At 44.7% G+C, this 14,258-nt stretch carries 8 protein-coding genes and 3 pseudogenes; 4 read left to right on the forward strand and 7 right to left on the reverse strand.

The genetic code is table 11. From position 1 onward, the window contains the following. Positions 1-30: 30 nt before the first annotated feature. The 3 genes and pseudogenes from cpdA to nudF all read right to left on the reverse strand — a co-directional run bounded on the left by cpdA (position 31) and on the right by nudF (position 1,987). Positions 31-855, reverse strand: coding sequence for a 3',5'-cyclic-AMP phosphodiesterase (gene cpdA / locus AB8613_RS06380; protein WP_285955143.1), 825 nt, complete (start codon positions 853-855; stop codon positions 31-33). A gap of 59 nt (positions 856-914) precedes the next feature. Next, a complete protein-coding gene (locus AB8613_RS06385) occupies positions 915-1,355 on the reverse strand; it encodes a DUF1249 family protein (RefSeq protein ID WP_008222561.1) in 441 nt (146 codons plus the stop codon). A 4-nt stretch (positions 1,356-1,359) separates the two neighbouring features. Continuing rightward, positions 1,360-1,987: pseudogene (nudF, locus tag AB8613_RS06390) on the reverse strand (ADP-ribose diphosphatase). Between the two features lie 228 nt (positions 1,988-2,215). On the opposite strand from nudF, the gene tolC reads away from it, so the two are divergent. Beyond that, entirely contained in the window at positions 2,216-3,541 is a 1,326-nt protein-coding gene (tolC, locus tag AB8613_RS06395; RefSeq protein WP_285955142.1) for an outer membrane channel protein TolC, read from the forward strand. 116 nt (positions 3,542-3,657) lie between these two features. Here the strand turns inward: tolC and hldE are convergent, their stop codons facing one another. From hldE to AB8613_RS06410, 3 genes and pseudogenes are all read right to left on the reverse strand, one after another. Further along, a complete protein-coding gene (hldE, locus tag AB8613_RS06400; RefSeq protein WP_285955141.1) occupies positions 3,658-5,088 on the reverse strand; it encodes a bifunctional D-glycero-beta-D-manno-heptose-7-phosphate kinase/D-glycero-beta-D-manno-heptose 1-phosphate adenylyltransferase HldE in 1,431 nt (476 codons plus the stop codon). A gap of 120 nt (positions 5,089-5,208) precedes the next feature. Beyond that, positions 5,209-8,054: pseudogene (gene glnE / locus AB8613_RS06405) on the reverse strand (bifunctional [glutamate--ammonia ligase]-adenylyl-L-tyrosine phosphorylase/[glutamate--ammonia-ligase] adenylyltransferase). Positions 8,055-8,278: 224 nt separating this feature from the next. Next, a pseudogene (locus AB8613_RS06410) lies at positions 8,279-9,536 on the reverse strand (methyl-accepting chemotaxis protein). A gap of 97 nt (positions 9,537-9,633) precedes the next feature. Between AB8613_RS06410 and AB8613_RS06415 the strand changes: the two are divergent. Then, positions 9,634-10,383 carry a potassium channel family protein gene (locus tag AB8613_RS06415; protein ID WP_146490510.1) on the forward strand — a complete coding sequence of 250 codons (750 nt, stop codon included), beginning with the start codon at positions 9,634-9,636 and terminating at the stop codon, positions 10,381-10,383. A gap of 51 nt (positions 10,384-10,434) precedes the next feature. Here AB8613_RS06415 and AB8613_RS06420 read toward each other — a convergent pair whose 3' ends face one another. Further along, positions 10,435-11,952, reverse strand: coding sequence for an inorganic triphosphatase (locus AB8613_RS06420; RefSeq protein WP_048609673.1), 1,518 nt, complete (start codon positions 11,950-11,952; stop codon positions 10,435-10,437). A 207-nt stretch (positions 11,953-12,159) separates the two neighbouring features. Between AB8613_RS06420 and AB8613_RS06425 the strand changes: the two genes are divergently transcribed. Both AB8613_RS06425 and AB8613_RS06430 read left to right on the forward strand, forming a co-directional pair. Next, positions 12,160-12,840, forward strand: coding sequence for a TIGR00153 family protein (locus AB8613_RS06425; protein ID WP_010434644.1), 681 nt, complete (start codon positions 12,160-12,162; stop codon positions 12,838-12,840). A gap of 128 nt (positions 12,841-12,968) precedes the next feature. Further along, positions 12,969-14,231 carry an inorganic phosphate transporter gene (locus tag AB8613_RS06430; protein WP_017061418.1) on the forward strand — a complete coding sequence of 421 codons (1,263 nt, stop codon included), beginning with the start codon at positions 12,969-12,971 and terminating at the stop codon, positions 14,229-14,231. Positions 14,232-14,258: the final 27 nt, after the last annotated feature.

The following is a 14,258-nucleotide window of genomic DNA, read 5'->3' on the forward strand; positions in this document are numbered from 1 at the left end:
AATAGACTCCTACATCAATAATCAACAGCATTAATAACCAGCCGCTTCAAAATCAGGCAAGAACTGCCCATCAGGCAAACGACGAACTTTCGTGCTGACCGTTCCGTCTTGATGCAGTTCAATCTCTCTCCAGCCCGGAGACAAAGTGTCTACCGCGAAGTCATCTGAGTTAGGTTTGAATTGCACACAAGTCGACGGTGTTGCCATGACTTGTACACCATGATGATCTCGGTTCATGTCTTGATGAACGTGGCCACACAGTACCGCTTTAACATTGGTGTGCTGTTGAACCACATCCCAAAATTGGTCTGCGTCTTTTAGGTTATGTTGATCCAACCATGCACTGCCAACCAATAACGGGTGGTGGTGCAATAGAACCAATGTATTACGTTCAGGGAATTCCGTCAGCTTTTGATCTAACAGATCAAGCTGTTGATCGCTGAGGCGACCATGAGGCACACCCACCACTTGCGAATCCAGCATCACCATCTGCCAGCTATCGCCTAGCAAGACATGCTCAACGCACTGTATTTGGGTTGATGGTAAAACACTGCCCATATTAGGCTTAAAGTCATGGTTTCCTGGCAGCCAATAACATGGCTTTTCCAAAGGCTGAATCCCTGACTCAAATTTCTGGTACGACTCTGCACTGTGATCTTGAGAGATATCACCGGTTGCTAAAATCGCTTGATAGTCAAAGCCCTGGCTAACAATGCCACCGACTACAGCACGAAAGCTATCTTGAGTGTTGATGCTTAATAAACTGCCATTGCTCGGCGCAAATAAATGCGTGTCCGTTAGCTGCACAAGCTTAATAGTGCTCTCATCAAATTTTGAAGTGTGTGATAATTCCAAAATAACAAATCCAGATACGTTACTGTTTAGACTTTAAAAGTGTTGTTCAATAAGCTCAATTAAAAGGCAATTGGAGTTCGGCTGATACCCGTTTTTAAACAAAACGTTAACCATTCCCCAAGAAATTTATTCAATTGAAATTTCTCGTCCTTTTGCAGAAGCTTAGTGTTGGGATAGTCATATTTAGCTTTGACTCGTGAAAAATCCCCGCTAGCGCACACTTCTGCAACTCGAGCATCGTGATATAGCCTGACAGACATTTTTGGCAAAGGAAACACTGGCATCGCGTCACTCTGACATATGTCTATTAAAGTGGTGTATTTTGTGACCTCATTCACTGTCAATTGATACACCATATTAACGGCTTGGTAACAGCGAACGTCACCAACCTCATGCCCAACCGGTAACAAAGCGTTAAGCTTGGCATAGTTAGTCTCGTAAACTCGCATCAACTCAGCAAGATCAACATGATACGGTTTTTTGACCGCTATATTTGGCATGACGTTAATCTATCCACTCTGACTGTAATTCTTGGTAGTTCAATTGTAGCCACTGTAGCGCAATGATTGTGGCGCCATTTTCAAACACACCATCTGTTACCAACTGATAAGCGGCCTCGCGAGTCATCACTTGTACCCTAATGTCTTCACCTTCGTAATCCAATCCATGCACCCCTTTAGCTGTCGTTGCATCAACACAGCCAACAAAGACGTCGAGCTTTTCCGAGCAACCGCCAGATGAAGGGTAATACGAAGTAATAGGTAATACAGATCCGACTTCGACTCCAGCTTCTTCCATCGCTTCACGACGGGCAACATCTTGTGGTGACTCGTCAGTATCGATAATCCCGGCAACAATCTCATATTGCCATGGGTTTTCATGCTCTAGAGCACCGACACGGATCTGTTCGACGATCACAACTTCATCACGAACAGGATCATAAGGTAGCAAAGCGGCAGCATGACCACGCTCAAACATTTCACGTTCTATTGGTTGGCTCCACCCCCTCAAACAATCTATGTTTAAATGTGTACTTAACCATTTTAAAAAAACCACGAAACAGCGTCTCTTTTGAGACTATTTCCACATCTTGCGGAGTAAACTCATGTCGTTGATTGTCAGACTGTTGCATTTGGTACCTCACTAAGTGATCTTTATAGTTTACTCATTGTCCGAGTTAACTACCAAGGATAAGGTTCAACTTTTTATACAAAACTTATAATTAAAGTTAAGTTTTAAAAAATAAATATTGCACGAGTGGACAGTTAATTGTAAAAAAGTGCAAAGTTTCGAGTAAATTACCACCAAACTGGGTTAAACTCTTTTAAAGAAAAATTCTATTAAAGGCAGGAATAGGAAAATGAAAAAACTGCTTCCACTATTTATCAGTGCAGCAATTGGCAGCCTGAGTTCATCAGCTTTTGCTGATACGCTAGCTGAAGTTTACGACCAAGCAAAACAGAACGATCCACAACTTCTTCGTTCAGCAGCGCAGCGCGATGCCGCTTTTGAAGCAGTAACGTCAAGCCGTAGTGATTTGCTACCACAAATTAACCTAACAGCGAACTACGACATTAACCGTGGTGACAGAGATACTTCAGGTCAAGGTAGCTCAAGTATCGATAACAACACTTGGGGAGCAGCTATCGGCTTCACTCAAGAGCTTTATCAACGTTCTTCATGGATCACGCTCGATACAGCAGAAAAAAGTGCTCGTCAGGCTGATTCAGCATACGCGGCAGAGCAACAAGCTTTGATCCTGCGTGTAGCAACCGCATACTTCGAAGTACTTCGATCTCAAGATAACCTAGAATTTGTTCGTGCCGAAAAAGCAGCAGTTGCTCGTCAACTAGAACAAACAAAACAACGTTTTGAAGTAGGTCTTTCAGCAATCACCGATGTACATGATGCACAAGCTCAGTACGATGGCGTTTTGGCAGACGAAGTCTTAGCAGAAAACACTCTGATTAATAACTATGAAGGTCTACGTGAGATCACAGGTCAAGAACACTCTAACCTAAGCATCCTAGATACTGACCGTTTCTCTGCAAGCAAATCTTCCGAGTCGGCTGTTGCACTTGTTGAACAGGCTGAGCAGAAGAACCTTAGCCTACTTGCAGCGCGTATCTCTCAAGACGTAGCAAAAGATAACATCTCACTAGCAAGCTCTGGTCACTTACCAAGCCTGACATTAGATGGTAGCTACTCTCTTGCAGATCAATCAAACAGCTCTCAAGATTATGACCAAGACAACCTAAACCTAGGCTTGAACTTAGTTGTACCTCTATACACGGGTGGTAACACAACTTCATTGACTAAACAGGCTGAATACAACTACGTTGCAGCAAGTGAAGACTTAGAAGCAACCTACCGCAGCGTTGTAAAAGACGTACGTGCGTTCAACAACAACATCAGTGCTTCGATCGGTGCTCTACGTGCTTACGAACAGTCTGTAGTTTCTGCTCAGTCTGCTTTAGAAGCAACTGAAGCCGGCTTTGATGTAGGCACTCGTACTATCGTTGACGTATTAGATTCGACTCGTCGTCTATACGATGCAAACAAGAACCTTTCAGATGCTCGTTACAACTACATCCTAAGTGTACTTCAGCTTCGTCAAGCGGTTGGTACTCTAAGCGAACAAGATATTGTTGATGTAAACGCAGGTCTAAAAGTCGCAAGTAAGTAATTCTAAATTACACTAGCTACAGCTACAAAAATGCCGCTCATTGAGCGGCATTTTTATTATCTATTCAAAGCGAGACTTACTGCCTAGCTAAAAGCTTAGCACCAAAAGACTAGAAACTAGCCTCGACCACCTTTAATCGCTTTAATAATTTCAGTCGTAGAGCAGCCATCTTCAAAGTTAAGTACTTTCACTTCACCGCCAGCTGCAATTACTTCCGCACCACCAGCAATATCTTCAGGTTTGTAGTCACCACCTTTCACAAGAATGCTTGGTAAAACCTCAGAGATCAAACGTTGAGGTGTGTCTTCAGAAAACGGCACAACCCAATCAACTGCACCTAAGCCAGCCAATACCGCCATACGGCGATCGGTTGGGTTCACAGGGCGACCAGGGCCTTTCAAGCGCTTAACAGACTCGTCAGTATTAACGGCAACGATCAAGCGGTCACCTAGCTCAGCTGCGTGGTTCATGTAAGAAACATGGCCGGCATGCAGAATATCAAAGCAGCCATTGGTCATAACGACCTTCTCACCTTTCGCTCGAGCACGTTTCACTGCTTCAACCAGTGCCGCTTCCGAGATCACACCATAATCTGTGTCTTGGCTACCGTGAATCGCTTCCGCTAACTCAATCGTAGACAGTGTAGATGTACCAAGCTTACCAACTACCACGCCAGCAGCCGCATTCGCTAATGCACACGCTTCATCAAGTGGTTTCCCCGCAGCAACAGAAGCCGCCAGAACTGAGATAACCGTATCTCCAGCACCCGTCACGTCGTACACTTCTTTCGCTTGAGTCGGTAAATGGAATGGTGCCTGACCTTTACGTAGTAACGTCATACCGTTCTCACTGCGAGTCACCAATAAAGCTTCAAAGTCATACTTCTCGATCAAGGCAATACCCTTCTCGATAAGATCTTCTTCTGACTTAACTTTACCTGCAACTAGCTCAAACTCTGCCATATTTGGTGTAAGTAATGTCGCACCACGGTAGCGCTCTAAATCCGCGCCTTTTGGATCGATGAATACTGGAACATTTGATGCGCGTGCTTTTTGAATGAAGCTCTGTACATGCTCTAATGCACCCTTCGCATAATCTGACAAGATAACCGAGCGGACATTTGGCAGTGCTTGCTCCATGCGAGACAGAATAAGCTCTGGATTGGTGTTTTCAAATTTGTCTTCAAAATCAAGACGAATCAACTGCTGACCACGGCTCATCACTCGTAGTTTTGTGATGGTTGGATAGTCTTCTAACTCAACAAAATCACACTTAACCTTCAGCGCACCCAAAGTGTTTTTCAACACCTCGGCTGGCTCATCTTTACCTGTTAAACCAACAACATGAGCATGACCGCCAAGCGAGGCAATATTCATTGCTACGTTAGCAGCACCACCAGGGCGCTCCTCGTTATTTTCTACTTTTACCACAGGCACTGGTGCTTCTGGTGAAATACGGCCAGTTGGACCATACCAGTAACGATCAAGCATGACGTCACCGACAATAAGAACACCTGATTGGCTGTAGTCAGGTAGAATTGGTTTCATTGTTGAGCTCCAAAAATCGAATCTGGCTAGAGTCTAGCACACTGATTACAGTGGCTAAACCATAGAAAAATGAGTAAAGCCTATCTCGATAGGCACTGTGATAGCTAAGCGTAAGACAAGTTACACTTCCATCCATTGCTTCCATGCGTGAACCACATGCTCTCTTTCCATTTCGAACTTATTAATTGCAACATCAGCATCAAGATTAAGTAAGTTACGATGGTGTATTTCATCGCGTAGCGTTGTGTAGGCATTGGTCAATGCCATGCCTTGTTGCTCGTCCATGATCCCTTGTGACAACAGACTCTCAAAGATTCTGACATTGTCACACCAACGTGTCAGTTTCGGCTTCTCGTGGCTGTATCGTAACACTAAGTATTGCGCCAAAAACTCAACATCAGTAATGCCACCAGCATCCTGCTTTAGCATGAATCGATCAGCTTTTTTACCGCCGAGGTGATCACGCATTTTTTCTCGCATATCCACCACCGCTTTTTTCAACGTTGCTTCATCACGTGGCAGGCACAACACCTCATGACGTGTTTTATTGAATGCGGAAGCCAACTGTTCATCTCCATAGATCATACGAGCTCGAGTCAGTGCTTGATGCTCCCATGTCCATGCATCCTTGTGTTGATACTCATCAAAGGCATCGGTTGGACTCACCAACAGGCCAGATGCACCAGAAGGGCGTAAACGAGTGTCAACTTCGTACAGAATGCCGGAAGCGGTTCTAGTCGAGAAAATATGAATAATACGCTGCGCTAATCTTAAGTAGAATTGGCGTCCATCGATCTCTTTCTTACCATCAGTATAGATATGTACCGGGCAGTCATGCATAAACACAATATCGAGATCGGAATTATAGCCAAGCTCCCAACCGCCCACTTTGCCATAACCGACAACAGCAAAACCACGACCTTCACGATCTTTAAGATGTGTCGGCTCACCAAACTTTGCTGACACCTGTAACCAAGCCTGGTTAACTCCGGCTTCAACAATGGCTTCCGCTAAGTAGGTCAAATGATCACTAACCTTCATGACAGGTAGAGCACCCGCAATATCCGCAGCTGCGATCCTCAAAATACAAGTCTGCTTAAACTGACGCAGACCTTCCATCTGTTGCTCCATATCATCTTCAGGGATACGGGCTAGGTAATCACGCAATTCGGTCTTGTAAGACTCTAAGGGTACTGGATTGTAGAGTTGCTGAGGATCGATAAGTTCATCTAACAGAATTGGGTAACGACCCAGCTGTTCTGAGATCATCGGGCTTGCTGTACATAAGCGAACTAACTGAGTCAACGCAGCAGGGTGTTCATCTAGTAGTTCAAGGTAAGTGGTACGCGTAACGATTTTTTGCAGTAGATGCAGCACTCGAGATAAACCAAACTCGGCATCCTTAGCGGTGTACAGCGCTTGAAACACTTTAGGCATCAAGCGATTCAGAACTTCTCGTCCACGTGGGCCAAGGGTTTTTTTAGCCAAATCGGCTTTAAACTGAATGATCGTTCTCGCAGCTTCAGGCGGGCTAGCAATCGCAATATCATGCTCCAGTACTTGTTCAATCACGTCTGGTTTATGGGCCATATCCCACAGTTCACTAAAGTGACTCGCGATTGGATTAGCGTCATCTTCATCGACACCAATCAGATCTTCGAACACAGTATGTACATTCGCCATATGAGTTCGAGTTGCCGCAATCAAACTGTCCCAATCAGTGAATTGCATTGCGACAGCGAGTTGCAACTGTTCGAATTCACCATCAGGTAAGGTTTGAGTTTGCTTATCAGCCATCGCTTGTAATAGGTTCTCAAGGCGACGCAGAAACAGGTAAGCCTCGCGTAAATGCCTTACCTCTTGGGACTCTAGCAGATGAAGAGACTCAATCGCACTTAACGTTTCCAATAGACCTCTACCACGAAGGCTAGGTTCACGCCCACCACGAATCAATTGGAAAACTTGCGCAATAAACTCCACTTCACGAATACCACCAGAGCCAAGTTTGATGTTATTTGAGAGGCCACGACGGCGAACTTCACTGCTGATCATCGACTTCATACGACGCAAAGATTGAATCGCACTGAAATCAATATAACGACGGAAAACAAACGGGCGTAGCATTTGGCGAAGCTCTTGATACTCAGGATACATTTCGCTGCCCATCACTCGCGCTTTGACCATCGCGTAGCGTTCCCAATCACGACCTTGTTCTTGGTAATAATCTTCAAGTGCTGCATAGCTCATCACAAGTGGACCACTCTCACCAAATGGACGTAAACGCATGTCGACTCGATAACAGAATCCATCAAAGGTTTGCTGGTCAAGTGCCTTGATAATACGTTGCCCCAAGCGTGTGAAAAATTGTGCGTTGGCGATACTTCGTCTTGCACCCTGGGTTTCGCCATTCTCAGGATAGGTAAAAATCAGGTCAATATCAGAAGAGAAATTGAGCTCCCCCCTAGCTTGCCCATACCAATGATCAACATTGGCTGTGCTTCACCTTGTTCATTACAAGGTGTACCCCACTCTGTACAACAAATATCGTACTGCCATTGATAGGTCTCGAAGATCATCGCCTCAGCCAACATCGATAGGTGGTTTAGGCTCTGCTCTAGCTCCCATGAACCCATGAAGTCACGCCAAGCAATGTAGGTCATTTCTCGATTGCGAAATTGACGCAGCACGCGCTGACCGCTCATTTCATCGGCACAGCCAGAAAGTAATTCAGCCAGTCGTTTTCGGTACCCTTCAGCGCGTTCTTCGCATGCCAACATATCAGGTAAGTCACCACATAAAACCGTATCACGTTGCAAGCAATCACCAACAAAACAGCTTAAACCGAGTACACGTTTAAGATCTTCAGTCAGTGGCTCAGGCCAAGTATTGATGGCTTCACTTTGATGCTCTAATAATTGCTCAAAAGCAGACTGTGAGTGAGTGACGATTTGAGAAGGCAATGGCATGTTTCTTCCTTGTATAAGCTGCGCGCTGAACAATCGGTTTATCGATTCAGTTCTTCAATAACGAGTTTTCATAACTAAAGATAAGTTATACCAAAGTTACGCCAATAAAAAACGCCCACATTAGCAATGTGGGCGTTTTATCGATTAACTTATCTGGTTGAGCTTACAACCTAGAAAAAGTCTCTGGGAATAAGCCTTTACGGATGAAGATTAGGTGCTAAGGACTAAACCTTAAATTGCTTAATCTTACCGTCGAGTTCTTGCGCGTTGCTCTCCATAAGCTGAGAGGTCTCTAACAGCTCACCAACAACCACAACTGAAGCTTCGACAAGCTCACGAACATTGGTCAGGTTGACACTCATCTCTTCTGCAACGCTGCTCTGTTGACCCGCAGCTGTCGCGATTTGGAAGTTCATGTCATTGATTTGGTTAACTTGGCTTACGATACCATCAAGCTCTGTGCCAGCATTAGTCACCAAATCAACGCCTTCAGCCGCTTCAACAACACTCTTCTCCATCAGCTCTACCGCAGAATTAGCACTGCTTTGTAGGTGACTGATCATGTCCTGAATCTCTACCGTCGCTTGTTGAGTACGCTGCGCAAGGTTACGAACCTCATCGGCAACAACCGCAAAGCCTCGACCCGCTTCACCTGCACGCGCCGCTCTCGATCGCAGCGTTCAATGCTAAAAGGTTTGTCTGTTCTGAAATGCCTTGGATAGTACCAACCACACTACCAATTGAGTCAACGCGCTCTTCAACTTGGTTTACCGCTGCTGCAGATGCTGCGATATCTGAAGATAACTCACTCATCTTAGAAACTGAGCCTTGAACGAACTTCTGACCGGTCAATGCTTGGCCTGATGCCTGTTCCGTCAATGAAGAAGCGCTTTGTGCATGCTCGGCTACAGTTTGCACCGTAGAGGTCATCTCGCTCATTGCTGTCGCAAGCTGATCGATCTCATTGAACTCTTCTTGAGCTGACTCTTTGGTTTCAGACATGCTGATGGTCATCACTTCCGTCAGAGCAAACAGTTCATCAGAAGAGGCCACCTGAGTTTTGATCATGTCGTTCAGTTGGACACGAGTTTTTTCAAGTTCACGTGCCACATCGCCGTATTCATCTTTACAATCCATTTGAATCGGCACTGATAGGTTCTTATCGGCCATAGTTTTAATTGCGTCATTAAGGTATTGAGTCTGACGCAGCATAACGCGAGCCGCAGCTAATAGAAGAATCACAAACACAATGATCATCAAGGCTGTTTGCCAAGCCACTTGAACTAGGTAAGTCTCGTAATGCTGTTGTGCGACTTGCGCATTGTTGGTTACAGCAAGCAATGAATCGTAAAACGTACTTGCGTCCCAAAGCTGCTTCGAAATGATCAAGATAGTGCTGAATATCATCAGCATAATCATTTTCGGAACGAGACGAACGTCAGAGATTATCCTTTCCCACGGCTTGAATGACAGTTTAGTCATTGTCAGTTCTCCATTAATTCTTATATATTGATGGCTTCTATATCCGCGAGGTGGCTATGTCAGTCAAAGTTCGCGATTTATTTTGAGCCTCGTATGAATGTTGAATAATACCAAAGACGCCACTAAGCCGATGAGCTTATTGTCACTGATTCTCTCTTTCTTAGCGTTATTTGTGATCTCAGGCTTATTGTTCGTACCGATCGATAAAGAATCGAAACAAGTCCTTATCGGCCTCGATTTTATAATCTGTAGTGTTTTTCTTTTTCAGCTCACTATTGATCTATTCAGATCACAAAACAAAAAAGAATATATAAAAGTACACTGGATCGATTTCTTGGCAAGCATCCCAATGATCGAGCCTCTTCGTTTCGCTCGCATTTTTCAGATCCTGCGTGTCATTCTTGTTCTTCGTTCGGGTAAACGCGTTCTCAGAGAGCTATTTCGCAACCGCAAAGAAACCACCCTCGCCTCGATTATATTGCTGCTGGTCATTCTCCTGACCATAGGAGCCGGAACAATACTGCTGTTAGAGCACAAAGACCCCAACGCCAACATTACCACTGGACAAGATGCTTTGTGGTGGGCTTTCGTTACCATCAGTACCGTAGGATATGGCGATCATTATCCAGTCACGAGTTCAGGAAAATTAGTCGCTTCTCTGGTAATCATTTGCGGTGTGGGTGTGTTTGGTATGATTTCAGGCTTGATCACTTCTTTGATTACCTCCCCAACTCACCTTGAGAATCAACGCGCTGAAAGCAAAGAGAAGCATCTTGAGAAGATCATTGAGCAACAACAGAAAATCCTCGAACGACTAGAGAAGCTCGAACAACAAATAAAAAAATAGGGCCGAAGCCCTATTTTCAAATTCATACTTATATTGATACAGGTGTTGAATTTAGTCTTGCCAATATGGCTCAACCTCAACACTGATTTGGCGTGTCTGTTCCATCGCATGCAAAATGGACACTTCTTGACGAGCCAGCCAACGCTCTAGCTGAACCTTCTCGTCACCTTCCAACTTCTCAGTCAAAGGCTCTAATGTTTTGAGTGCCAGCAAGTCATCAATACCTTGCACCATATCGGCCCATGGCAAGCGGAAGCTGTTTCGTTCTGCGTCATCATACAAACTCGCGAAGCCAACACCAGAATACAGATTACGCATCAAACGGTATTGCTGTTCAATATATGCTTGGCTGGTCATCACTCGCTCTGGAGGGAAAGCTTCCATCAAGTCAGCCCATGTACGATCGAGTTGCTGCACGGAAAACCATTCGATACCACGCCCCATTTGTTCACGCGCTTTCTCATCTAAGAAAGGTTGCCAGCCACGAGATAAGATCCAGCGGCTCAGATCTAACAATAAACCAGTGTAACGAGCAGAGCTCAACAAGGTAAGCAGCTCTTCACGATCGGGAAGTTGCTCTTGCATCTCTTTAAGCTCAGCAACCAAGAACTTGCGCGCATCGAGTTTACGTAGCACATGGCCTTTATCTTCCAACAAGTCTTCGAAGTGATCATAGCTTTTCAGCCAATCGAGCTCTTGCTCAAGCCACTTGAGCTCTTGGCGTAAAATAGCACTTGCACGTCTTGGGACAATACCACCATAGATAGTGAAGGTTTGACGAATAAAGCTGAGCGAGTGGCTGATCTCATGCAGTGCTTCAATAGATTGGCGCTCGGTGAAGATCTGCTCATGATAGTGCCAATGAGCGAGAGCGTGCTCTAAAGATTGAATGAAACACGATTCAACGGTATCACTTTTATCAGTATCAACTAAAGTCAAAGGAGTAACTTCATCTCCTTGATAACCTTGAGCAAGGCGGTAACCCTTAGCTGCTTTACTTAGGTTACCCAAACGCATGCCACCTTGCTCGCAGAATTGACGAGACAATGTAAATAGCGCATCCGTTTGACCGGATTTAAGCTCCAATTCGACTTCGCAAATCGGTTCTTGCAGGTCGCCTGATTCAACGAAGCCCTGGTCGAATGCGACCTCGACTTGGCTACCATCAGGCATACCAATCAACCACTGCTCACGCGTGAAGTTGGTAGAGAATAGAGGAGTCAGCTCAGCTTGCAACGTTTCGATGTCTTTACCTGCTGGCCAGATGTCCTCTGGGTGCAGGGCTAACTTAGGTTCGTTGCTGTCGTGTTCTGCATTGTATTCAGGCCTTTGATGTAGGCCAGCAACCACACGACCAGCCGTCTTTACGGTTTGTACAAATACGTCATCAAAGCGTCGAATGCGTAAGCCTGTATCGTGCTTACGTAGCCAGTTGTCAGCGGTGTCAAAGTAGATGTTACCTAGCTCACGACAACTGTGCTGAAGTACTTTAGTTTCAGCAATTTTATTGCGTAAAGTCTCTGAAAATTCAGGAGAAACAAAAAACTTCAGTTCTATCTCGGTTTCCATAGTTATACCTTTCTGTGAAGATAGGGACAGGATATTGCCAATTTGAAAAGTCGGCAAGTCAGAAATATCGCCCTTATGATGATCTAAAACAGTTTTAATGAGAGATTGATTAGGTTAACATGCGCGACTTTGTAGCCATCGCTTAACATTTCACCATGAATATGGTGTATGTTGTTTTAAGGTTATTATTTATTAGGTTGGATGACCATGCCAGTAAATACAATTATGGGGTTATTTGCAAAGTCCCCAATTAAACCTTTGCAGCGTCACGTAGTATGCGTGAACGAATGTTGTTCTCACCTAGTTAATTTCTTTGAAGTTTCTTCAAAAGGTGACTGGGAAAAAGCATCAGAAATTCGAGCTCAAATTTCTCACCTTGAGAAAGAAGCTGACGTACTAAAACGTGAAATTCGCCTTAAACTTCCTCGTGGTTTGTTTATGCCAGTTGATCGCACCGATATGTTGGAGCTATTAACGCAACAAGACAAACTCGCAAACCTAGCGAAAGACATTGCTGGCCGTGTATATGGTCGTCAACTTGTCATTCCTGCTCCTATGCAAGAAAACTTCATCGCTTACGTTAAACGTTGTCTAGATGCAGCGAACCAAGCACAAAACGTAATCAATGAATTAGACGAATTACTTGAGACTGGCTTTAAAGGCCGTGAAGTAACACTCGTTGCCGAAATGATTCATCAATTAGATGTAATTGAAGATGACACGGATGCGATGCAGATCGAACTACGCCAACAACTAATGGCGATTGAAGGCGACCTGAATCCAGTTGATATCATGTTCTTATACAAAATTCTTGAATGGGTTGGTGGTATTGCAGATCAAGCACAGCGTGTTGGCGCTCGTCTTGAAGTAATGCTTTCTCGATCTTAAATCATACGTTAACCATATAACGAAGAGCATTTTTTGAACAAACCACTTATGCGCTGAGTATTTCTCTCGCTGAGCGGTTTTTTGCGTCTAAATTTGTTCCGCTTGTTATCAAACAACTAGGTATTACGATGGATATCCTTGCTAACTACGGCACTGTCCTGATTATTGTTGCAGCAGCTTTCGGTTTCTTGATGGCTATTGGTATTGGTGCAAATGACGTTGCGAACGCAATGGGCACTTCAGTAGGCTCTAAAGCTCTAACCGTTAAACAAGCGATCATTATCGCAATGATCTTTGAATTCGCAGGTGCTTACCTTGCGGGCGGCGAAGTAACAGACACGATCCGTAAAGGTGTTATCGAAACGTCTCTATTCGCTCATCAACCTGATGTACTTGTGTACGGCATGATGTCAGCACTTCTTGCTGCTGGTACATGGCTACTTCTCGCTTCTTACATGGGCTGGCCTGTTTCTACGACTCACTCAATCATCGGTGCAATCATCGGTTTTGCTTGTATTTCTGTAGGTACTGAAGCTGTAGACTGGAACAGTGTTCAAGGTATTGTGGGCAGTTGGATTATCACACCCGTTATTTCCGGCTTCTTCGCTTACGTGATATTTGTAAGTGCTCAACGACTGATTTTTGATACAGAGAACCCGCTATTCAACGCGAAGCGCTTTGTACCGGTGTACATGTTCATTACAACAATGGTAATTGCACTGGTAACCATCAAGAAAGGTCTTAAGCACGTTGGTCTTCACCTAAGCAACACTGAAGCATGGGTTTGGGCTGCTGGCGTTTCTGCACTTGTTATGATCGGCGGTTACCTATACATCCAGAAGAAATTTGCTAATCGTGAAGAAGACCACGGCTTTGCCGGTGTTGAAGGCATCTTCTCGGTACTAATGGTTATCACAGCTTGTGCGATGGCATTTGCACACGGTTCAAACGACGTTGCGAACGCGATTGGTCCACTGTCTGCTGTTGTATCAACTGTTGAGCACATGGGTGAAATCACAGGTAAGAGTACTATCGCATGGTGGATTCTTCCTCTAGGTGGTTTCGGTATCGTTGTTGGTCTTGCAACAATGGGTCATAAAGTAATGGCAACCGTTGGTACTGGTATTACAGAATTAACACCAAGCCGTGGCTTTGCTGCACAACTTGCAACGGCATGTACGGTTGTACTAGCTTCAGGTACTGGCCTTCCAATCTCTACTACACAAACACTCGTTGGTGCAGTATTAGGTGTTGGTTTTGCTCGTGGTATCGCAGCACTGAACTTAGGCGTTGTACGTAATATCGTGGCTTCTTGGATTGTGACACTGCCAGCAGGTGCTCTACTTGCTGTTGTGTTCTTCTACGGAATTCAAGCTGCGTTTACTATGTAATCGCGACTGCGTTAGTGAATACTAGCG

The sequence above is a fragment of the Vibrio sp. BS-M-Sm-2 genome, assembly GCF_041504345.1.
Lineage (GTDB): Bacteria > Pseudomonadota > Gammaproteobacteria > Enterobacterales > Vibrionaceae > Vibrio > Vibrio satsumensis.

Excerpts from the sequence above, each read along its gene's own strand:
- AB8613_RS06415 (WP_146490510.1), top strand. The coding sequence starts at position 9,634 with ATGTTGAATAATACCAAAGACGCCACTAAGCCGATGAGCTTATTGTCA.
- AB8613_RS06425 (WP_010434644.1), top strand. The coding sequence starts at position 12,160 with ATGCCAGTAAATACAATTATGGGGTTATTTGCAAAGTCCCCAATTAAA.
- hldE (WP_285955141.1), bottom strand. The coding sequence starts at position 5,088 with ATGAAACCAATTCTACCTGACTACAGCCAATCAGGTGTTCTTATTGTC.
- AB8613_RS06385 (WP_008222561.1), bottom strand. The coding sequence starts at position 1,355 with ATGCCAAATATAGCGGTCAAAAAACCGTATCATGTTGATCTTGCTGAG.
- AB8613_RS06420 (WP_048609673.1), bottom strand. The coding sequence starts at position 11,952 with ATGGAAACCGAGATAGAACTGAAGTTTTTTGTTTCTCCTGAATTTTCA.
- tolC (WP_285955142.1), top strand. The coding sequence starts at position 2,216 with ATGAAAAAACTGCTTCCACTATTTATCAGTGCAGCAATTGGCAGCCTG.
- AB8613_RS06430 (WP_017061418.1), top strand. The coding sequence starts at position 12,969 with ATGGATATCCTTGCTAACTACGGCACTGTCCTGATTATTGTTGCAGCA.